Annotated in this window: 19 protein-coding genes and 2 pseudogenes; 4 read left to right on the top strand and 17 right to left on the bottom strand. The window is 69.7% G+C overall.

Annotated elements, in window-relative coordinates:
* Positions 1-16: 16 nt before the first annotated feature.
* Positions 17-1,363 carry a ricin-type beta-trefoil lectin domain protein gene (locus KUTG_RS13745; protein WP_063753519.1) on the bottom strand — a complete coding sequence of 449 codons (1,347 nt, stop codon included), beginning with the start codon at positions 1,361-1,363 and terminating at the stop codon, positions 17-19.
* A 269-nt stretch (positions 1,364-1,632) separates the two neighbouring features.
* A complete protein-coding gene (locus KUTG_RS13740; protein WP_232240790.1) occupies positions 1,633-3,468 on the bottom strand; it encodes a ricin-type beta-trefoil lectin domain protein in 1,836 nt (611 codons plus the stop codon).
* A gap of 356 nt (positions 3,469-3,824) precedes the next feature.
* Between KUTG_RS13740 and KUTG_RS13735 the strand changes: the two genes are divergently transcribed.
* Entirely contained in the window at positions 3,825-4,028 is a 204-nt protein-coding gene (locus KUTG_RS13735) for a cold-shock protein (protein ID WP_043717197.1), read from the top strand.
* Positions 4,029-4,207: 179 nt separating this feature from the next.
* On the opposite strand, the gene KUTG_RS13730 is transcribed toward KUTG_RS13735, so the two are convergent.
* From KUTG_RS13730 to KUTG_RS13695, 8 genes and pseudogenes are all read right to left on the bottom strand, one after another.
* Positions 4,208-5,011: an IclR family transcriptional regulator domain-containing protein gene (locus tag KUTG_RS13730; RefSeq protein WP_043717195.1), complete on the bottom strand. Its 804-nt coding sequence runs from the start codon at positions 5,009-5,011 to the stop codon at positions 4,208-4,210.
* Positions 5,008-5,390: pseudogene (gene pcaC / locus KUTG_RS63505) on the bottom strand (4-carboxymuconolactone decarboxylase). The gene KUTG_RS13730 and the pseudogene pcaC overlap by 4 nt, the downstream one beginning before the upstream one ends.
* Before the next feature lie 9 nt (positions 5,391-5,399).
* Positions 5,400-6,044 (bottom strand): annotated as a pseudogene (locus tag KUTG_RS63500) (alpha/beta fold hydrolase); the annotation flags it as partial.
* A 55-nt stretch (positions 6,045-6,099) separates the two neighbouring features.
* On the bottom strand, positions 6,100-6,654 hold the full coding sequence (gene pcaG / locus KUTG_RS13715; protein WP_043717194.1) for a protocatechuate 3,4-dioxygenase subunit alpha: 555 nt from the start codon (positions 6,652-6,654) through the stop codon (positions 6,100-6,102).
* Positions 6,651-7,364 carry a protocatechuate 3,4-dioxygenase subunit beta gene (gene pcaH / locus KUTG_RS13710; protein WP_084581107.1) on the bottom strand — a complete coding sequence of 238 codons (714 nt, stop codon included), beginning with the start codon at positions 7,362-7,364 and terminating at the stop codon, positions 6,651-6,653. The genes pcaG and pcaH overlap by 4 nt, the downstream gene beginning before the upstream one ends.
* 24 nt (positions 7,365-7,388) lie before the next feature.
* A complete protein-coding gene (locus KUTG_RS13705) occupies positions 7,389-8,570 on the bottom strand; it encodes an acetyl-CoA C-acyltransferase (protein WP_043717192.1) in 1,182 nt (393 codons plus the stop codon).
* A complete protein-coding gene (locus KUTG_RS13700) occupies positions 8,567-9,295 on the bottom strand; it encodes a CoA-transferase subunit beta (RefSeq protein WP_052396583.1) in 729 nt (242 codons plus the stop codon). The genes KUTG_RS13705 and KUTG_RS13700 overlap by 4 nt, the downstream gene beginning before the upstream one ends.
* An 83-nt stretch (positions 9,296-9,378) precedes the next feature.
* A complete protein-coding gene (locus tag KUTG_RS13695; RefSeq protein WP_043717189.1) occupies positions 9,379-10,176 on the bottom strand; it encodes a CoA transferase subunit A in 798 nt (265 codons plus the stop codon).
* 154 nt (positions 10,177-10,330) lie between these two features.
* Here KUTG_RS13695 and KUTG_RS13690 point away from each other — a divergent pair, with 154 nt between their 5' ends.
* The 3 genes from KUTG_RS13690 (at position 10,331) to KUTG_RS13680 (ending at position 14,257) form a co-directional block, all read left to right on the top strand.
* Complete coding sequence (locus KUTG_RS13690; protein ID WP_084579291.1) at positions 10,331-11,116, top strand: ESX secretion-associated protein EspG; 786 nt, start codon at positions 10,331-10,333, stop codon at positions 11,114-11,116.
* A gap of 92 nt (positions 11,117-11,208) precedes the next feature.
* Complete coding sequence (locus KUTG_RS13685) at positions 11,209-11,832, top strand: TMEM175 family protein (RefSeq protein WP_052394447.1); 624 nt, start codon at positions 11,209-11,211, stop codon at positions 11,830-11,832.
* Positions 11,833-12,001: 169 nt separating this feature from the next.
* Positions 12,002-14,257: an alpha-galactosidase gene (locus tag KUTG_RS13680; RefSeq protein WP_043717185.1), complete on the top strand. Its 2,256-nt coding sequence runs from the start codon at positions 12,002-12,004 to the stop codon at positions 14,255-14,257.
* Positions 14,258-14,391: 134 nt separating this feature from the next.
* Here KUTG_RS13680 and KUTG_RS13675 read toward each other — a convergent pair whose 3' ends face one another.
* The 7 genes from KUTG_RS13675 to KUTG_RS13645 form a co-directional block, all read right to left on the bottom strand.
* Entirely contained in the window at positions 14,392-14,922 is a 531-nt protein-coding gene (locus KUTG_RS13675) for a PadR family transcriptional regulator (protein WP_043717184.1), read from the bottom strand.
* Positions 14,923-14,943: 21 nt separating this feature from the next.
* A complete protein-coding gene (locus tag KUTG_RS13670) occupies positions 14,944-15,876 on the bottom strand; it encodes an acetoacetate decarboxylase family protein (RefSeq protein ID WP_198047151.1) in 933 nt (310 codons plus the stop codon).
* Between the two features lie 388 nt (positions 15,877-16,264).
* Positions 16,265-17,086 (bottom strand): MerR family transcriptional regulator, encoded by an 822-nt coding sequence (locus KUTG_RS13665; protein WP_043717183.1) that lies wholly within the window; start codon positions 17,084-17,086, stop codon positions 16,265-16,267.
* 21 nt (positions 17,087-17,107) lie between these two features.
* Complete coding sequence (locus KUTG_RS13660) at positions 17,108-17,905, bottom strand: enoyl-CoA hydratase (protein ID WP_043717182.1); 798 nt, start codon at positions 17,903-17,905, stop codon at positions 17,108-17,110.
* Between the two features lie 41 nt (positions 17,906-17,946).
* Positions 17,947-18,342: a DUF5684 domain-containing protein gene (locus KUTG_RS13655; protein WP_198047150.1), complete on the bottom strand. Its 396-nt coding sequence runs from the start codon at positions 18,340-18,342 to the stop codon at positions 17,947-17,949.
* A 115-nt stretch (positions 18,343-18,457) separates the two neighbouring features.
* Positions 18,458-18,919 carry a MaoC family dehydratase gene (locus KUTG_RS13650; protein WP_043717181.1) on the bottom strand — a complete coding sequence of 154 codons (462 nt, stop codon included), beginning with the start codon at positions 18,917-18,919 and terminating at the stop codon, positions 18,458-18,460.
* Positions 18,920-18,933: 14 nt separating this feature from the next.
* The gene (locus KUTG_RS13645) at positions 18,934-20,025 is read right to left on the bottom strand and encodes an acyl-CoA dehydrogenase family protein (protein WP_043717180.1); all 1,092 of its coding nucleotides are present in this window, start codon (positions 20,023-20,025) and stop codon (positions 18,934-18,936) included.
* Positions 20,026-20,042: the final 17 nt, after the last annotated feature.

Below are 20,042 nucleotides of genomic sequence, written 5' to 3'. Positions count from 1 at the left end.
GTGGCGGGGGGTTACCTCAGTTGAGGGTCCACTGCTGGTTGGCGCCGCCGGCGCAGGTCCAGATCTGGAGCGGGGTGCCGTCGGCGGAGCTCTGGTTGGTGGCGTCGAGGCACTTGCCGGAGCCGGTGTTCACGAGCTCCTTCTGCGCGTTGACGGTCCACTGCTGGGCGCCGGAGCCGTTGCAGTCGTACAGCTGGACCTTGGCGCCGTTGGCGGTGCTGGCGCCGGAGACGTCGAGGCACTTGCCGAGGGCCTGCAACGAGTTGCCGGAGTGCGACCACGTCTGTGCGGCGGTGCCGTTGCAGGTGTAGATCTGCACCTGGGTGCCGTTGGCGGAGTTGGCCCCGGCGACGTCGACGCACTTGCCGCCGATGCCGGTGATGGTGCCGCCGCCGGGCGGCGGCGGGGGCGGAGTGGTGCCGCCGGTGAGCTTCTGGAAGATCCGGGAGTAGGCGTAGCCGGTGGCCCGGTCGTAGTCCTGAAGCTCCCAGAAGGACAGCTCGGCCACGCCGTTCTGGGCCGCGAAGGTCTCCAGCGTCTGGGCGTCGGTCTGGCTGAACTGGGCGCCGTCGTCGTTGCGGCCGGCGATGGGGGTCAGGCCCATCATGCCGTAGGCGGCGGAGGTGGAGATCCCGTACAGGCCGGCGATCTGGTTGGCGGCGTTGCGAGCGGCCGACAGCGCGTCGTTGATGACGGGCTGTCCGTCGTAGAAGTCCATCACCATCAGGTTGATGACGCTGACCTTGACGCCCTTGGCCTTGGCGTCGTTGAGGACGGTCATCTGGTCGCCCTCGAGGCCGTCGGAGCCGACGCCGAGGGTGTAGTCGACCTGCACGTTCGGGTTCTGGGCCTGGAGCGCGGCCAGGGCCTGGTCGCGCCGGGCGATCGACGCGGTGTCCTTGATGACGCCACCCTCGATGTCGAAGTCCAGGCGGTTGGTGCCGTACTGGTTGACGACGTTGGCGTACGCGGCGGTCAGGCTGGACACGTTCGTGCAGGTCTGGGCCAGCTCGCCGCCCTCGGCGCCGCCGAAGGAGGGGATCACGTTGCCGCCGGCGTTCTGCAGCGCGGTGATCTGCGACTTGAACGAGCCGACGCCGGTGCCGTTGGCCTCCCAGACCGGCGTGCAGCCGGACTGCGGCGTCAGGAACGCCAGCGTGTAGAACTTGGTGCCGGTCGCGTTCATGTCCGAGGCCATCTGGCCCGCGTCGGCGTCGCTGACCTGGAGGTAGGGCGCGGAGTAGTGGGCCGGGAAGGCCCCGCCCGCGGCCGGGGCCGCCGTCGCGGCCGGTGCGGCCACCATGGCCGCGGTCGCCGCCAACGGTAGCGCGGCGGCCAACACCGCTCTTGTCGTGATGCGCATGGTCGATCTCCTACGGGTATCGCACGGCCGGAATCGTGCAGGCAGGGGTGAAGATCCGGCATTTCACGAAATGGGCGCGAGCCTGACGGCGGGGAGACCACGCGCTGATTCCGTGCGGTATTCATACCGCCCGATCGGGCAGCGATCAATAGTGCGTTCGGACGTAAAACCGCAGCTCAGGGCCGGTTTTAGGAATGCTGGAGCCGTCCCGACCCATCGCGGGCGGAACGCGCGACGGGCCGGGACGGAGAATTCGGACGATCAGGACGTCAGTTGAGCGTCCACTGTTGGTTCGCGCCGCCGGCGCAGGTCCAGATCTGGAGCGGAGTTCCATCGGCCGAACTCTGGTTCGTGGCGTCGAGGCATTTACCCGAACCGGTGTTGACGAGTTCGTGCTGTCCGTTCTGGGTCCATTGCTGGGCGCCGGAGCCGTTGCAGTCGTACAGCTGGACCTTGGCCCCGTTGGCGGTGCTGGCGCCGGAGACGTCGAGGCACTTGCCCAGCGACTGCAGCGCACTGCCGGACTGGGTCCAGGTCTGCGCGGCGGTGCCGTTGCAGGTGTAGATCTGCACCTGGGTGCCGTTGGCCGAGTTGGCGCCGGCCACGTCGACGCACTTGCCGCCGATGCCGGTGATGGTGCGGCCACCGGGCGGCGGGGTGGTGGTGCCGCCCTGCGTGCCGTTCCAGGTGAACGTGGCGCTGGTGGCGGCGGGCACCGAGTAGGTGAAGGACTCGTTGCCCCAGTTGACCCGCACGCTCTGCGCGCTGCCGCTGGGGTTGTAGGCCACGAGGGCCTTGGAGCCGTCCGGGTTGATCCACGCGACGTTGCGCACCGCGCTGTCGTTGGAGGCGATGCGGGTGGCGCCCGGCTTCACGAACTTGGTCAGCTGGCCCATGTCGTAGTACTCGATGTTGTAGTCGACCTGGCCGCGATTGTCGTTCTGGTGCACGGTGATCAGGCCGGTGCAGGTGCTGCAGCCGCCGTTGTTGGGGCCCTGGTGCTCATCGACGGCGAGGCTCCACTTCACCACGCTACGGTCCCAGTTGCGGGTGTAGTCGATGATGTTGTTCATGTCCTCGTTCTGCTGATTGCCGATCCAGTTGCCGCCCGAGTGCTCGGTCTCGTACATGTTCATCGACGGGTACTGGTTGTGGATCGTGGTCTGCTCCGAGACGTCGCCCTCGTAGCCGTGCCACGCCACGCCGCCGAAGTTCGGGTCGTTGCGGATCGACGCGTCGTTGACGGTCGGGGCGGCGAAGCTGTCGTAGCTGTCCCAGTTCCAGTCCAGGGCCAGCACCTTGGTCGACAGGCCCGCGTTGTGCAGCGCCGGCAGCAGGTTGTTCTTGGCGAACACGGCCAGGCCCGAGCCGTTCCAGTTCATGCCGGGGTAGTTGCCGCCGACCGTCGGCTCGTTCTGCTCGGACACGTAGTCGACCGGCACGCCCTGAGCCTGGAAGCCCTGGATGTACTTGACGAAGTAGTTGGCGTAGGCCTGGTAGTACTGCGACTGCAGCCAGCCCTGGATGTAGGAGTTGTTGTCCTTCATCCACGGCGGCGCGGTCCACGGCGAGGCCATGACCTTCAGCTGCGGGTTGAGCTGCTTGGCCTGCTTGGTCAGCGGGATGACGTCGACCAGGTCGTGCGACAGGCTGAAGCGGGTCAGGTTGGGGTCGGCCGCGCCGTCGTCGTAGGTGTAGCTGTAGCGGGCCAGGTCCGACGCGCCCATGGGGTTGCGCAGGAAGCTCAGCCCGATGCCGTTGACCGGGTCGAACAGCTTCTGCATGGTGGCGTTGCGGGTGGCGGCGGACAGGGCGCCGCTGGAGTTCATCAGGTACGCGGTTGTGTCGGTGAACGACGCGCCCGCGCCCTCGAACTGCTGGTACCGGGTGTTCTCGTCGACCGTTATGGTCTGCTGGCCGGTCCCGGTGCCGGCGGTGAAGCTGATCGGGCTCTGCTGTTGCAGCCCGCGGGTGACGTTGCGGCCACCGGAGTCATTGGTTGAGGTCAGCCAGATGTTGACGGACTCGTTGGCGGCGTTGGCGGCCGGGGCCGCCACCATTCCGGCCACGAGCACCAGGGGCACGACGAGCAGCGTTGGTCGCACGGCAGGGCACCTCGGTTCGACAGGTTCGCAGGGGTCCGTCGGTGTGTGAGGCTCGGTGGCGGTGCGCGCGTCACACCTTATTTCGAGTCATGATTTAAGAGGTGAACTCTTGTCGCGTCAAGAGGGAGAAGTGCCAGCGGTCACACCTGGACGGGTGGCGGACTTCCACCTTGAGCACTCGGTGTGGTTCACTGTGTGTGGTCGCATTCTGTGTTCGTGTCGTATCCACGCTCGCGGAAGAAGTCGCGGGCGGTGGTCCTCCTCGCAGGGAACCGGGTGAAGTCCCCCGTCCGCGATCAGACCCGTAGCGCCGCGGTTGCGGCGAGACGTAGTACCTGTTTGAGGAGATAGATCAAGTGGCTCAGGGCACCGTCAAGTGGTTCAACTCGGAAAAGGGCTTCGGCTTCATCGCCCCGTCCGATGGTGGCGCTGACGTTTTCGTGCACTACTCGGAGATCCAGGGCAACGGCTTCAAGTCCCTGGAGGAGAACCAGCAGGTCGAGTTCGAGGTCGGTCAGGGCCAGAAGGGCCCGCAGGCCATGGGCGTGCGGGCGATCTGAGATCGTCTGATTATCGGCTGACCTGGTTCGGCTGAGCGAAGCCCGTCACCAACGGTGGCGGGCCTTTCGTTTGTTTCACTTGTTTCAGATTTTCGAATTTACGTCAAATGGACGCGCCCGTTCGCCCGAATCCCCCCTGTGCCGAATCCCGCTGTGCCGACACCCCCTGTGGCGAATCCTCAGCGACGGCTGCCGCGCAGATCGTGTTCGATCGCCTCGGCGGCGCCGAGCAGATGCGGAAGCAGTTCGTTGCGGATGTCCTCGCCGCTGCCCCGGCTGGCGTGCGCGGACACGTTCACCGCGGCGATCACCTCACCGGCCGGGTCGTGGATGGGCGCCGCGATCGAGCGCAGCCCCACCTCCAATTCCTGGTCCACCAGGGCCCAGCCGGTGGTGCGGATGTGCTCCAGCATCGTGCGCAGCAGCTGCCGCTCCACCGTGGTGTACCGGGTCAGCGCGTGCAGTTCCGCCCGCTCGAAGTAGGCGTCCAGCCACTCGTCGGACTGCGCGGCCAGCAGCACTCGGCCCATCGAGGTGGCGTAGGCCGGGAACCGGGTGCCGACCGCGATGGACACCGTCATGATCCGCTTCGTCGGCACGCGGGCCACATAGACGACGTCCTCGCCGTCCAGCACGGACACCGAGCTCGATTCGTGCACCTTGGACACCAGGTTCTCCAGGTGCGGCTGCGCCACCTCGGGCAGCCCCATGCTGGACAGGTAGGCGTAGCCCAGCTCCAGGATCCGGGGCCGCAGCGCGAACAGCCGGCCGTCGGTCCGCATGTAGCCCAGCTCGACCAGGGTGTGCAGGAACCGTCGGGCGGCGGCCCGGGTGAGCCCGGTGCTGCGGGCGACGTCGCTGAGCGTCAGCTCGCTGTGCTCGGCGTCGAACGCGCGGATCACCGCCAGCCCCCGCTCCAGGGACTGGACGAACGCGTTGCCGCGGGCTGATGTCTCGGTGTCGGTTCCGGATGGCTCGCTCATGGTGTGTCCAGGGTAGACAGCACCCGGTCGGCGACACGGAACGCCCGGTTGGCCGTGGGCACGCCGGCGTACACCGCGACCTGAAGCAGCACCTCCTTGATCTCCTCGGCGGTCATCCCGTTGCGCAGCGCGGCCCGCACGTGCATGGCCAGCTCGTCCTCGTGCTGCAGGGTGGCCAGCATGGCCAGCGTGATGGCGCTGCGGGTGCGGCGGTCCAGGCCGGGCCGGGTCCAGATGTTCGTTCCCACGCGTAGCGGCCGATGAAGTCCTGGAAGTCGGCGGTGAACGGGGTCGTCGCCGCCTGGGCCCGGTCCACGTGGGCGTCGCCGAGGACCTGCCGACGCACCGAGGTGAAGTGCTCCACCAGCAACGGCGTCACCACATCGGGTGACTCCAGCGGGGCGAGGTGCGCCCCCGGCACGACCTTGAGCCGCGCGCCGGGAACGGCGTCGGCGATGGCCTGCCCGTGCTCCACCGGGGTGGCCCGGTCCGCGTCGCCGGCGATCACCAGCGTCGGGGCCGCGACGGACGGCAGCGCGGCCCGCAGATCCAGCGTGGCCAGGGCCTCGCAGCACGCCGCGTAGCCCTCGTCGTCGACGGCGGACATCATCTCCACCAGCCAGGCCCGGTCGGTGTGGTCCGCGGTCACCCAGCGGTCCACGACCTGTGGGGCGATCGAGGCGGTGCCGTTGGCCCGCACCGCCTGCACTCGGTCCCGCCAGGCCTGGGGCGTGCCGAAGTACGCCGTGGTGCAGCACACCGCCAGCCGGTCGATGCGCTCGGAGGAGTTGGCCGCCAGCCACAGGCCGACCATGCCGCCCAGCGACAGCCCGAGGTAGTGGGCACGCTCCACGCCGGCCTCGTCGAGCAGGTGCAGGGTCCGCTCGCCGAGGCCGTCGATGGTGTCGAGTCCGGGCACCGCCGCCGCCCCGCCGTGCCCCGGGTGGTCGATCAGCAGCAGCCGCAACCGTTCGCCGAGCGCGGGCAGCTGCTCCCGCCACATTCGCGCGTCGGCGCCGAGCGAGTTGCCCACGACCAGCACCGGGCCCTCGTCAGCGCCGGCCCACCGGTAGTCCGTCACGCGTCCCTCACAGCTCGAAGAAGACGGTTTCCCTATCACCCTGGAGGCGGATGTCGAACCGGAGCTCGTCGCCCTCCCGCCGGGCGATGAGAGTGTGCCGCAGCTCGGCCGGCACGGCCCCCAGCACCGGGTCGGCGGCGTTGGCCTGTTCCTCGTCGGGCCAGTAGATGCGGGTCACGAGCCGCTGCAGCAGGCCGCGGGCCAGCACGGTGACGTCGATGTGCGGGGCCTCGGCGCCGCCGTCGGGCGTGGGCAGCGGGCCCGGTTTGACCGTGCGGAGCCAGAAATTGCCCTCGGGATCGGTGGCCGAGCGGCCGAAACCGCGGAAGCCCTCGTCCACGGCCCCGCGCGGGTCGTCAGGGTGGTCGAAGCGGCCGGCGGCGCTGGCCTGCCAGGTCTCGATCATGGCGTCGGGCACGGGATCGCCGGCGCCGTCGTACACGGTGCCGCGGATGACCACCGCGCCGGGCGTGCCCTCGGCGACCACCTCCGGGCCGTCGGGCCACGGCAGGCCGTCCGGCAGCGCGAAGAAGGGCCCGACCGTCTGGGACGGAGTAGTCATTCGTCGTCCTCCTCGTCCTCGAACACCGACGCGTCGCTGCCCCGCAGCACGATGTCGAACTGGTACGACAGGGCCCACTCGGGCTGGGTGGTCGGCAGGTCGAACCGGGCGATCAGGCGCTGCCGGGCCTGCTCGTCGCGGACCGAGTTGTAGATCGGGTCGAACGGGAACAGCGGGTCGTTCGGGAAGTACATCTGGGTGATCAGCCGCTGCGTGAAGGCCCGGCCGAACAGGGAGAAGTGGATGTGCGCGGGCCGCCAGGCGTTGTCATGGTTGCGCCACGGGTAGGCACCGGGCTTGATGCTGACGAACCGGTAGTTCCCCTGCGCGTCGGTGACCGTGCGGCCGACTCCGCTGAAGTTGGGGTCCAGCGGCGCGTCGTGCCGGTCCCGGTCGTGGGCGTACCGGCCGGCCGAATTGGCCTGCCACACCTCGACCAGCGTGTTGGGCACCGGCCGGCTGTTGGCGTCGAGCACCCGGCCGCTGACGATGATCCGCTCGCCCAGCGGCGCCCCGACGTGCTGCCGGGTCAGGTCGTGGTCGAGCTCCCCGACCCGGTCCGCACCCAGCAGCGGCCCGGTGATCTCGGTGAGGTGCTGGGGGATCAGCTGTAACGGTCGGTGCGGGGCGCGCAGGACGCTGGACCGGTAGTGCTCGCTGGAGTTCGGCGGGTGCGACTCACCGTCCGAGGCGTAGTGCGGAAGTTTCACCGGCTTCTCCTTCACGCTTCCAGGTCACGCTTCCAGTACGACGGCCAGGCCCTGACCGACGCCGATGCAGATGGCGGCCAGCCCCCACCCGCCGCCGCGGCGGTGCAGCTCCCAGGCCAGCGAACCCAGGATGCGTGCCCCGGAACAGCCCAGTGGGTGCCCGATGGCGATGGCGCCGCCGTGCGGGTTGACGATGGTCGGATCCAGTTCGGGCCACAGCGACAGGCAGGCCAGGGACTGGGCGGCGAAGGCCTCGTTGAGCTCGACCACGCTCAGATCGGACCAGCCGACACCGGCCTTGGCCAGCGCCCGGTTGGCCGCCTCGACCGGGCCGATGCCGAAGAACTGGGGCTCGACGGCGTGCGCGGCGCGGGCGGCGATGCGGGCCAGCGGGCGGCCGCCGAAGGAGTCGATGCCGGCCTGGTCGGCGATGACCAGCGCGGCGGCGCCGTCGTTGAGCGGGGAGGCGTTGCCGCCGGTGATGGTGCCGTCGGGGCGGAACGCCGGCCTGAGCCGGGCCAGCTTCTCGACCGAGGTGTCGGGACGGATGTTCTCGTCCCGCTCCAGTTCCGCCCCCGGCACCTGCACGATCTCGTCCGCGAACACGCCCTTCTCCCAGGCGGCCGCGGCCTTGTGGTGGCTGGCCGCGGCGAACACGTCCTGGGCCTCACGCCCGATGCCGTGTTTCTCGGCCAGGATCTCGGTGGCCTCGCCCAGGCTGACGGTCCACTGGTCGGGCAGGGCGGGATTGACCATGCGCCAGCCCAGCGTCGTGGAGTGCAGCGTCTCGTGGGCCCGGTCGAAGGCGTGGTCGGGCTTGGGCAGCACCCACGGCGCGCGGGTCATCGACTCCACGCCGCCGGCCACGATGATCGAGGCGTCGCCGACCGCGACCGCGCGGGAAGCGCCGATCACGGCCTCCATGCCGGAGCCGCACAGGCGGTTCACGGTGCTGCCGGGCACCGATACCGGCAGGCCGGCCAGCAGCGTGGCCATGCGGGCCACGTTCCGGTTGTCCTCGCCGGCCCCGTTGGCGTCGCCGAGCACCACGTCCTCGATGCGGGCCGGGTCGAGCTCGGGACTGCGGGCCAGCAACGACTTCAGCGTGCTGGCGGCCAGGTCGTCCGGGCGCACCTTGGCCAGGCCGCCGGCGTACTTGCCGATGGGGGTGCGGACGGCGTCCGCGATGAACACGTCGGTGGTCATGACGCCGCCTTCAGGGCACGCAGCACGGACAGTTCCCGCTCGGTCGGCGCGTCCGACCGGCTCAGGTCGGGGGAGACGCCGAGGTCCCACCCGGTGGCGGCCTTCACGTCGGCCAGCTCCACGCCCGGGTGCAGATGCGTGAGCACGAACTCGCAGCTGTCCGGATCCGGTTGCAGCACACCGAGATCGGTGATGATCCGCCGCGGGCCGCCGCCCCGCAGGCCGAGCGCCTCCCGCTCGCCGGGCCCGCGGCCGAAGCCGAAGGAGGTGACGAAGTCGACCCGGTCCACGAAGGCCCGCTGGTTCTGCCGCACCACCACGATGACCTCCCGGCAGGAGGCCGCGATCTCCGGCGCGCCGCCCGCGCCGGGCAGCCGCACCTTGGGGTTGCGGTAGTCGCCGCCGATGACGGTGGTGTTGATGTTGCCGAACTTGTCGATCTGGGCCGCGCCGAGGAAGCCCACGTCGATGCGGCCGGGCTGGAGCCAGTAGTTGAACACCTCGGGCACACCGATCACGGCGTCGGCGGTCTCGGCCAGGATGCCGTCGCCGATGGACAGCGGCAGCCGGTCCGGCTTGGCCCCGAGCGTGCCCGACTCGTACACCAGCACCAGGTTCGGGGCGTGGGTGCGGCGGGCCAGGTTGGCGGCGGTGCTCGGCAGGCCGATGCCCACGAAGCACACCACGCCGTCGCCCAGCGCCCGCGCCGCGGCCACGGTCATCATCTCGTCGGCCGTGTAGTTCACGCCGCCTCCTTCGTCGGCAGCGAGAGCACTCCCTGTGTTGAATGGCTCGCTCGCAAGCTCGCTCACTTCAGGTCCTCCAGCCAGCGCGTGAACTCGTCCCGGTCCCGGCTGATCGCGTCCCATTCCTGGTAGAAGTCGTTGTCCCGCACGGAGTACCCGGCGGCGTAGGAGGGATGCGCGCCGCCCGGCACAGCCGCGACGTGGCCGACCGCCCAGGACGGCAGCACGACCGCGCCCGGCACCGGCGCCAGCTCGTCCACGATCTCCTCGACCGTGACCAGCGAGCGCTTGGCCGCCAGCACCGCCTCCTTCTGCACGCCGGTGATGCCCCACAGCTGCACGTTGCCCTGCCGGTCGGCCCGCTGCGCGTGGATGACGGCGGAGTCCAGCCGCAGCGCCGCCACCGCGGTCAGCACCTCGCCGGTGAACGGGCAGGTGATCGGCTTGATGTTGTCGGTCTGGGCCGGCAGGTCGGTGCCGCGGTAGCCGCGCAGCACCGCGAACGGCAGCCCGGAGGCGGCGGCGACGTAGCGGTTGGCCATGCCGGCGTGGCTGTGCTCCTCCAGCTCCAGCGGGGCCGGCCAGTCGTGCTGCACGGCGTCGCGGAACCGGTGCAGCGAGCCGACGCCGGGGTTGCCGCCCCAGGAGAACACCAGCTTGCGGGCGCAGCCGGCGCCGATCAACTGGTCGTAGAGCACGTCCGGGGTCATTCTGACCAGCGTGAGGTCGCGGATCCGCTGCCGGATCACCTCGTGCCCGGCGGCGAACGGGATGAGGTGCGTGAAGCCCTCGAACGCCACCGTGTCGCCGTCGTGGACGACCGCCGCCACCCCCTCCGCGAGGGTCCCGATCCGTGCCATCTGCCCGTCCTCCGGTGATCCGGTCGACCGTGTTGGTGTTCGTAATGCGCACGCTCGTTCTCTGTCCGAACATACTGCGGCTCGGGTGGTGGAGTCAATGTGACTCCGCCGTTCCACCCGTCCGCTCGCGGCAAGTGCGGTAACTTCGGTGCCGATGTCACCGATCATCACTGTGTCCCTGGCCGCGTTCGACGTGCTCTGGGAAGAGCTGCGGCTGGGCTCGCCGCCCTACCCGTTCCAGATCCCCAGCTATGGGGAGACCCATGAGGAACGGTCACGTATCCGTGCCGCGGTCCATGCCGACCTCGAAGAGCGGGGCGTGACCGAGCGGGGGCGGGTGGCGCAACCGATTGCGGCGGCGATGGCCCTGGTGGCCCGGCCGCACATCCAGCTGGACACCATCTCCACCGTCGACGTGCAGGCCGCGCAGTCGTCGATGCTGCGCGCGGCCGCGGCGGCGCGGGGGCGGGACGCCGTGCTGATGGTCCAAGAAGGACAGATGGTCCGGCTGGAGTGGACCCGGGACACGGCGTTGGCGGCGAGCATCGTGAGCCTGCTGCCGCCGACGAAAGCCGGGCCCGGGCAGGAGGTCTCGCTGCCGGCCGGCCTGGTCGGCGCCTCCGGCGACGGGCGGCCGGCGATGCCGCAGATGGCCGTCACACGGCGGACCGCGGCGTCGGTGTCCAAGGACCAGCAGAAGGTCCTCGCGACCATGCTGGAGCCGGCGGTGTTGCGGCTCGGGCAGATCGGCGTCGGCCTGTACGACGAGCGCGGCCGGGTGCGGCGGCTGCCGGGCATGAGCTGGTTCGACAACGCCGCCGGCCGCTACTACAGCGTGGTCGCGCGCGGCCGTGACGGGCAGGACTGGGCCACGGTGTGCCCGGGCGACGGCTCGCGCATGGTCTACCGCCTCGGTGAGATGATCCGCACCGCCCGCTGACCGTCCGACATTGGACCGTTCTCTCTCTTGACGCGCGCCCGCGTGATGGTCAAGCTTTGGACCGTCCATTTCAGGACCGTGAGAGGAAAGAAATGTCCGAGACTGCTGCGCGCCCCGAGGTCGGCACCCCGGACCGGCTGATCTACTTCTCGGACGCGGTGATCGCCATCGCCATCACGCTGCTGGCGCTGGAACTGCCCACGCCGACCGGGGGCGTGCACGGCAATGACGGCCTGCTCCAGTTCCTGGGCGGGCACTCCACCGAGTACGTCGCGTTCCTGATCAGCTTCGCGGCCGTGGCCATGCACTGGCTGATCCACCAACGCCTGTTCCGCTACGTCGCGGGGCTGGAAGGCCGGGTGATCCGGTGGAACCTGTTGTGGCTGCTCATGATCGTGCTGATGCCGTTCACCACCAAGCTGTTGACCAGCGAGGTCGACGCGTTCCCGGTGCAGTTCACTGTGTACGCCGGGAATCAGGCACTGGCCGGTCTGTTCCTGCTGTTGGCCTTCTCGGATCTGCGCCGGGGCGGGCTGCTGCGGCCAAACACCCCGGACGAGGTGATCGCCAACACCACCGAGTTCATGAGCGCGGTGGTGCTGATGTTCGTGGTGTCGATCCCGGTCGCGTTCGTGACGACGCTGGCGCCGCTGTGCTGGCTGCTGTTGCCGGTGCTGCGTATGGGTGTGCATCTGGTCCGGCGACGCACCGCCTGACCTGCGGCGTCGGCGGGCGTCCCGGTGTGCGCCCGCCGCTGCCCACATCCTCACCCGCTCTTGACACCCGTCAGCGCGTTTGGTGAGCTCTGGCGAGTCGTGTTCGATTCCGTTCGTTCATGAGTGGAGTCGTGCCGCTTTCACACCGGGGTGGAAGGAACGCCGACGCATGAGGAAACGCGCCCTGACCACGGCATTAGCCGTTCTGCTGGCGATCGGCGGCGTGGCCGCCGTCGGTTCGCCGGCCACGGCCGCCGCCGACAACACGCCGACGGCCAAGCCGCTGCTGGGCTGGAGCAGCTGGAGCTTCATCCGCAAGAACCCGACCGCCGCCATCATCGAGGCGCAGGCCAAGGCCATGAAGGACAGTGGCCTGACCAAACTCGGCTACCAGTACGTCAACATCGACGACTTCTGGTACCAGTGCCCCGGTGCGCAGGGGCCGAACGTGGACCAGAACGGCCGCTGGGTGATCGACTCGACCAAGTTTCCAGCGCAGGGATCGAAGAGCGGCATCCAGGTCACCGCCGACTACGTGCACTCGCTGGGCCTGAAATTCGGCCTGTACATGACACCCGGCATCTCCAAGCAGGCCGTGGAGCAGAACAGCGCCATCGAGGGCACGCCCTACCACGCCCGTGACATCGCGACCTCCTACAACGAGGCCAACTACAACTGCGGCGGCATGGTCGGCATCGACTACACCAAGCCCGGAGCCCAGGCCTTCATCGACGGCTGGGCCAAGCAGTTCGCGTCGTGGGGCGTCGACTACCTCAAGCTGGACGGCGTTGGCACGCAGGACATCCAGGACGTGCAGGCCTGGTCCACGGCGCTGGTCAACACCGGTCGCAAGATCCACCTGGAGCTGTCCAACAGCCTGGACATCAACAACGCCAAGGCGTGGCAGGACCTGGCCGACGGCTGGCGCACCGGCGGCGACGTGGAATGTTACTGCGGCGCCAACGATTCCAGCTTTCCGCTGACGTCGTGGGCGTCGGTCGCCTCGCGCTTCGACCAGGTCGCGGCGTGGGCCGGCAACGGCGGTCCCAAGGGCTTCAACGACTACGACTCGTTGGAGATCGGCAACGGCGACAACGACGGCCTGACCCCGGACGAGCGCAGGACGCAGGCGAGCCTGTGGTCGCTGGCCGCGTCGCCGCTGATCCTCGGCACCGACCTGACGCACCTCGACGCCGGCGACCTTTCGTTGCTGCGCAACGCCGACGTGCTGGCAGTGGACCAGGACGGGATCGACGCCAAGCGGATCTCCGGCGACGCGGACACGCAGGTGTTCGCCAAGAAGGAGACCAACGGCGACGTGATCGTCGGCCTGTTCAACACCGCCGGCGCCCCGCGCGCCGTCTCCACGACCGCGGCCGCGCTGGGGCTTGCCCGTGCCGTCGACTACTCGCTCCAGGACCTGTGGACCGGCGCGAAGTCGGAGTCGACGGGGACCATCTCCACCGACATGCCGGCGCATGGCGTTGCCCTGTACCGGGTTCGTGCGCTGCACCACGCGGATCTGCTGGCCAAGCCCAACACCTCGGTCTCGCTGACGTGGGACGCGGTCGGGGCCGATCCCCTGAAGCGGACCGGCGTGCTGGAGTTCGTGGACAACGGCTCGACCCCGGTCCGGGGTGTTTCCCTTGCCCTGACGGCATCTTCCGGCGCCACGGTGACGCCGGCGTCAGTGCCGTCGCGGTCGGTGGTGTGGCCGGGGGAGAAGATCCGGATCCCGTTCACGGTGACGATCGCCGCGTCGGACGCCCTGTTCACCACGGCTTCGGTCAACGCCAGCGCCGACTTCCGTTACCTCATCGGCGGTTCGGGCAAGCTCGCGGCGGCGGACTCGACGACCGTCAGCCACCCGGTCACCGGGCCGTACAAGACGTTCGCCTCCACGACCGCGCAGTTCAGCCAGCTCGGTGACCGGCTCGGCATCCAGGCCCAGGGCGCGGACCTGTGGGGCAGCACCAACGAGTACGGCGCGATGTACCTGCCGGGCAAGGAACACGACGGCTCCACCACCGTCGTGCGGATCGACTCCCAGGCCAACAGCAACGTCTGGGCCAAGGCCGGCATCATGGTGCGCAACGACATCAGCAACGCCAACGCCGGCGCGGGCCACGTGATCCTGGCCGAGACGCCCGGCAACGGGTTCCTGCTCGACTGGGACAGCGACGGCGACGGGCTGCTCGACCAGCAGGCCTCCGTGGCGGCCGCGGTGTACCCGGCGTGGCTGAAGCTGGCCCGCAGCGGCAACACGTTCAGCGGCTACTATTCGACCGACGGCGTCACCTGGAACCTCGTGGGCACCGGCGCCGTGCCGTCGGCCGCCGCGACCCAGGACGTCGGCGTGTACGCCATCTCGCACGCGCCCCGCACCACCGCCGAGGTCGACTTCAGCGGCTTCAGCACCAACTAGCCGACGTGCCACATGCGCTTCCCATTTGCCACCTGAGCGCAAATGGGAAGCGCATGTGTGCCGGAAACCGTGTTTCGGTGTGCCGGAGAGCGTGACTCGCGGGGGTGAAAAGGCCTCGGCGAGTCGTGGAGGGTTCAGTCGGGGATGCGGGCGGCGGCCCACTCGGACCAGTCGCGGGTCATCTCCATCATGCGGCGGCCCCACTCCAGCGCCATGAGGCCGTAGCGCACCAGGTCATCGTCGTCGTCCCGGTGCCGGTCCCAGTCGATGCTGGCCGTCAGCGCGTCCAGCCGGGCCAGGTCGGCCAGCGTGCGCTCCCGGACGGCCAGCAGGAACTCCTTGGCCTGCGGTCGATCCACCGCCCCGAGCAGGAACACCCGCAGCAGCGTCTCGCTGCGCTGGTTCTCCTCGGGCGTGATCTCCACCAGCCAGTGCCGCAGCTGGGCCAGGCCGGCCTCGGTCGGGGCGTACTCCCGCCGCCCGCGCGGGCCCTCGTCGGTGACCTCGATCAGCCCGGCGTCGGCCAGTTTGGCCAGCTCGGCGTAGACCTGGCTCTTGGTGGCCGGCCACACCTGGTGCAGGGACTTCTCGAAGACCTGCATCAGGTCGTAGCCGCTGGCCGGCCGTTCGCGCAGGAGACCGATCAGGGCAAACCGCAGGCTCATCACCGCAGTTTATGGCACGCCCTAGGCGTCCGGGCCGGAGAGCATCTTCAGCGTGGTCACGGTGTACGACAGCGAGCCGCGGAAGCCGGACCCGGTCCGCACGGGCTGGAGGTCGGCCAGTTCCTCGCCGGGCGCGGTGAAGAAGTTCAGGGTGCTGGTGCCGGTCCAGTTGTTGCCGACGACCGGAGTGTCCAAAACGGACTGCGTCAGCTCGTGCACGGACGGGTTGTCGTACTGGCCGGCGATCAGGCGCGGGAAGTGCCGCAGGTTCACGATCGGCCGGCCCAGCGCCGGCAGCGTGGCCGACGGGGCCTGGAGGGTGATCTGCGCTTCGGCCAGCCGGCGTCCGGCGGCCGACAGGCTGGCGCCGAACTGGCCGCCCGGGCCGACGACCGGGGATGCCTGTCCCGGCACGGAGAACGCCCGCGTCTGCCGGATGGCGCCCAGCTTCTTGGGGAAGCCCTGGAACCAGCCCCGGGCCAGCGCGGCGTCGTTGTCGACCCAGATGTACGGGCACCAGGCCACCGCCCTGCCCTGGAACTGGGCGTCCATGAGGATCAGGAACTCGGAGTACTGGCTGCGCACCGGATCCAGGTACTCCTGGTGGGAACCGGCCCACTGCCAGTCGACGAACAGCGCGTAGGCGTGGCCGGAGGTGGTCGGGTCCGGTGTCAGTCCGGACGGGAGCGTGGCCGCCGCGGCGGCGGGCGTGGTCCAGAACTCGACGCCGACCACGTCGCCGGCGTAGTGCCACGGCGGCGCGGGCACGACGTTCGCCGTCCCATTGGCGCTCAACGGAAGGCTGTAGCCCAGCAGCTTCTCCTCCGACTGGCTCGTGGTCGCCGGATCGGCCACCGCGGGCGCCGCGACGGCGGCCGTCGCGGCCGCGGCGATGCCGCCCGCGATCAGGCTCCGTCTGGCGAACTCGCCCCGGCCCGTGTTCTCGTCGGACACGCGCTTCTCCTTGTGTGGGTGGGATTTTCGCGACGTGGCCGACGCTACCGGCGATCACCGCCCGCCCCGGCGGCCGACGATCAAGCCTGCGGCGACGGTTGCCCGAAAGGCCGAGCGACCCGTGGAACCGGTCAGTGCCAACAGGAAACCCGGGCTGCCCGAAACCGTGTTTCGGTGTGCCGGAGAGCGTGACTCGCCGGGGGAGTCGGACGGCTCTGAGCTGGGCTTAATGCATTACGTGAAAGATGTCGTCGGCCGTTCGGCGTAAACCCGGCGATGAGAGCGCTTCCAACTGGAGCATTGCCGGACAGTGCCAGGGCGGACACACTCTGTGGAGTGGCTGGTCGTGGTCACGTGGCGGCGGGCCACGACCAGCCACCCCTTCGGATCAGTCCCGGACCACGGGGATCTGGAGCTCCGTGACCCACCCCTGCTGCTCCACACCGGGCGGGCAGTGCAGGTACACCTCGCGGGCGTACTGCCCTCCCCGACAACCGTTCTCCGACAGCCAGCGGGCCAGCTCGTCGAATGCCGGCCCGCACTCGGACATCGGACCGTGGTGCACGACGGTGGCGGCCTCCTGGAGCTCGGGCAGCGTCGTCACCCGCAACTCGGTGTCCGCGGCAGGCTCTCCCGACACCTCCAGGGCGGCATGCACGAGAACGCCGTCCGGAACCTCCTCGTAGTACGCGATTCCCGGCCCCGACACGGTCAGACCCGACCGGGCCAGTTCGGCCTCCACGCGGCCGTACAGGGGCTGGATCACCGGCCCGATGTCCTCCGGCGCGTAGCTGGCGGCGAGCGCGGTCAGCTCGGCCACCCGAACCGGCGGCACCTTCTTGAGCACAACGTCGACCGACGGCATCTTGCCCTCCCTCTCGATGCTTCGGAGACGGGCCTCGACCTGGGCCAGCCGGGCGCTGTCGGCGGCCACCTGGGCCGCCAGCTCGGCGCGGCGCAATCGCAGCATGCCGTACAGCTGCTCGGCGCTCACGGTGTCGTCGAGCAGCCCGGCCACCTGGTGCAGGGTGAAACCGAGCTTGCGCAGCGCGACGATCCGGTTGAGCCGCGGCAGCTGGTCCGCGGCGTACCACCGGTAACCGGTGGTGTCGTCGACACGGGCGGGCGGCAGCAGCCCGATGCCGTCGTAGTGCCGCAACATGCGGACCGACACGAGCCCCAGCCGGGCGAAGTCTCCGATGCTGAACATGATGCCGTCAGGTCTAGGGGCTCACACGGTGTCAGGGTCAAGCGCCGCGAACCGCGGCGGCCGCTTCTCCAGGTGGCTCAGCACACCTTCGCGGAAGTCGTCGTCGGTGAACGAGGCCAGCATCAGCCGCACGGCCTCCTGCCGCGAGGTGTCCAAATCGGACTCCAGGGCCTGGAGCACCTGCCGCTTGATGATCGCCATCGACCGCGGGGAGCAGTTCTCGGCCAGATCGCGGGCGTAGGCCAGCGCGGCCGGCAGCACCTCGTCGACGGGCAGCACGTGGTCGACCAGGCCGATCCGGCCGGCCTCCTCGCCGAGCAGGATTCGGCTGGACAGCAACAGGTCCATGGCCCGGCTGGCCCCGACGAGCCGGGGCAGCTGCCACGCGATGCCGTGCTCGGCGATCAGCCCGCGCCGGGAGAACGCGGTGGTGAGCTTGGCGTCCGCGGCGGCGAACCGCACGTCGCAGTAGAGGGCGATGACCAGCCCGATGCCGGCCGCCGGGCCGTTCACGGCGGCGATCACCGGCTTACGCAGGGACAGGGCGTAGCTGATGGGCTTGCCGCTGGGGTGGATGTCCGCCTCGCTGATGGCGGACGGATCGACCGCGCCCAGGGCGCTCAGGTCGGCCCCGGCGCAGAAGCCGCGGCCGGCGCCGGTGACCACGATCACCCGCACCGACGGGTCCTCGTCGGCGGCGGCCAGCGCGCCGAAGAACTGCTCTTCCATCGCCGGGGTCCACGCGTTGAGCTTTTCCGGCCGGTTCAGGGTGAGCAGCAGCACCCCGTCGGTGTTCTCCGCCAGCACGACATCGGTCATCGCCCGATCCTACAAAGGAATCGGGCGATGACCGAGGATCGTCAGAACTGCTGCAGCGGGCTCGGGCCCTGGTACTGCGCGCTGCCGAAGCCCAGGATCGGGAAGCCGATGGGGCCCAGCAGGAACACCATGAAGAAGCCGAACGCGCCGCCCTTGCCGAAGTTGCGGGCGACATCCAGCGAGACGATCAGGTGGATGATGATGTTGACCAGCGGGATGAAGTAGAGGATCACCCACCAGCCGGGCCGGCCGGCCACCTTCACCAGCAGATAGGTGTTGTAGATCGGGATGATCGCGCCCCAGCCGGGGCGGCCGGCCTTGACGAGCACCTTCCACAGGGCCGCGATCTCGAACACGATCACGGCGGCGTAGATGAGACCGAAAACGATGGCGAAGGCCGGGCTCATGCCGGTGGACGCCGTCTGGTCGTAGTTCACTGATTGCTCCGGGAATGGAAGGCTCCGACGGCGGGCGATCGCCCGCCGCCGGAGCACTGTCGCAGTCGGAGCCGACCGGTGTCGCCGGAGTTTCCGAACCGTGACTATTCCGGGATTACCCGGACTGTGGCACCAGGAGAGCCAGCGACTCGGCCACGCAGCCGGGCTTGTCCTCGCCCTCGATCTCGACGGTGATCAGCACCGTCACCTGCAGGCCCATCTTGTTCTCGGCCACGTCGGCCAGCTGCCCGCGGGCCCTGATCCGCTTGCCGACCAGAACTGGTTGCGGGAAGCGAACTTTGTTGAGCCCGTAGTTGACGGCCATCGACAGCCCGCCGACCGTCCACAGTTGGCCGGAGAACTTGGCCAGCATGCTCAGCGTCAGGTAGCCGTGGGCCACCGGACCGCCGAACGGACCCTTGGCCGCCCTGTCCAGATCCACGTGGATCCACTGGTGGTCCTCGGTGGCGTCGGCGAACAGGTTGACCTGTTCCTGCGTCACCAGGTGCCAGTCGGTGACGCCCAGCTCCTCGCCCTTGGCCGCCTTGACCTCGTCGAGGCTCGCGAACGTGCGCATCGCTTGGGTTCCCCTCAGGCCGGCAGGTCGACGAAGGTGGCCAGCGCGTCGCGGTGCCGCTCCGGCGTGCCCAGGGCCAGCTCGGAACTCTTGGCGCGCCCCAGGTACAGGTGCACCGGGTGCTCCCAGGTCATGCCGATGCCGCCGTGCAGCTGGAGCGCCTCCTCGGCCGCGAGCACGGCCAGCTCCGAACAGAACGAGGCCGCGACCGCGACCGCGATGTCCACATCGGACTCGGTGGCCAGGGCGTCGGCTGCCGCACGGGAAACGGCGACCGCGGAGGACACCGAGGCCCACAGGTCGGCCAGCCGGTGCCGCAGCGCCTGGAACGAGCCGATCGGCCGGCCGAACTGGTGCCGCGTGCTGACGTACTCGGCGGTCGTGTCCAGGCACCACTGGGCCACGCCCAGCTGCTCGGCCGCCAGCAGGCCCGCGCCGGTGGTCAATGCCTTGCGCAGCGCCGACTCGGCATCGCCGGAGAGCTTGCGCGATTCCACACCGGACAGCTCCAGCGTGGCGATGCGCCGCGTCAGGTCCAGCGGCGTGATCGGCGTGATCGTGACGCCCGCGGACGCCGTCTGCACGACGTGCAGCTCCGGCCCGTCGGCGCCGATCGCCGGCACCACAATGACATCGGCTACCTCAAGGTCCACGACGCTGCCGACCCGACCGGTCAGCTTGCCGTCCACAACCTTGACGGCACCGGGGAAAGCGGCGTTGGGCGCAGTGGTCAGCGACACCGCGAGCGTGCCGATCCGTTGCCCCGCAGCGAGTTTCGCCACCGTCTCGGTGTCGCCGGCGGCCAGCAGCGCGCTCGTGGCCAGCACCGCGCTGCCCAGGAACGGGGTCGGCGTCACCGCGCGGCCCAGCTCCTCCAGCACCACGGCGACCTCGCGGGCCGACGCCCCGGCGCCGCCCAGGTCCTCCGGCACCAGCAGGCCGGCCAGGCCCATCTCGGTGGCCAGGGCCCGCCACAGCTCCAGGTCGTACGGCTTGTCGGTCTCCACCCGGGCCAGCACCGACGTCCACGGCGACCGGTCGGTCAGCAGATCCCGCACGGAAGCCCGCAGGTCGTTCTCGACCTCTCCGTAAAGAAGATCGCTCACTGCTGCGCCTCGCTAAA

This window comes from Kutzneria sp. 744, assembly GCF_000568255.1.
GTDB lineage: Bacteria > Actinomycetota > Actinomycetes > Mycobacteriales > Pseudonocardiaceae > Kutzneria.
This window is presented reverse-complemented; position numbering and strand designations above follow the sequence as displayed.

Bases quoted from the DNA above. Each gene is read 5' to 3' on its own strand.
- KUTG_RS13745 (WP_063753519.1), bottom strand. From the start codon at position 1,363: ATGCGCATCACGACAAGAGCGGTGTTGGCCGCCGCGCTACCGTTGGCG.
- KUTG_RS13730 (WP_043717195.1), bottom strand. From the start codon at position 5,011: ATGAGCGAGCCATCCGGAACCGACACCGAGACATCAGCCCGCGGCAAC.
- pcaG (WP_043717194.1), bottom strand. From the start codon at position 6,654: ATGACTACTCCGTCCCAGACGGTCGGGCCCTTCTTCGCGCTGCCGGAC.
- KUTG_RS13705 (WP_043717192.1), bottom strand. From the start codon at position 8,570: ATGACCACCGACGTGTTCATCGCGGACGCCGTCCGCACCCCCATCGGC.
- KUTG_RS13700 (WP_052396583.1), bottom strand. From the start codon at position 9,295: ATGATGACCGTGGCCGCGGCGCGGGCGCTGGGCGACGGCGTGGTGTGC.
- KUTG_RS13695 (WP_043717189.1), bottom strand. From the start codon at position 10,176: ATGGCACGGATCGGGACCCTCGCGGAGGGGGTGGCGGCGGTCGTCCAC.
- KUTG_RS13690 (WP_084579291.1), top strand. From the start codon at position 10,331: ATGTCACCGATCATCACTGTGTCCCTGGCCGCGTTCGACGTGCTCTGG.
- KUTG_RS13685 (WP_052394447.1), top strand. From the start codon at position 11,209: ATGTCCGAGACTGCTGCGCGCCCCGAGGTCGGCACCCCGGACCGGCTG.
- KUTG_RS13680 (WP_043717185.1), top strand. From the start codon at position 12,002: ATGAGGAAACGCGCCCTGACCACGGCATTAGCCGTTCTGCTGGCGATC.
- KUTG_RS13675 (WP_043717184.1), bottom strand. From the start codon at position 14,922: ATGAGCCTGCGGTTTGCCCTGATCGGTCTCCTGCGCGAACGGCCGGCC.
- KUTG_RS13665 (WP_043717183.1), bottom strand. From the start codon at position 17,086: ATGTTCAGCATCGGAGACTTCGCCCGGCTGGGGCTCGTGTCGGTCCGC.
- KUTG_RS13660 (WP_043717182.1), bottom strand. From the start codon at position 17,905: ATGACCGATGTCGTGCTGGCGGAGAACACCGACGGGGTGCTGCTGCTC.
- KUTG_RS13650 (WP_043717181.1), bottom strand. From the start codon at position 18,919: ATGCGCACGTTCGCGAGCCTCGACGAGGTCAAGGCGGCCAAGGGCGAG.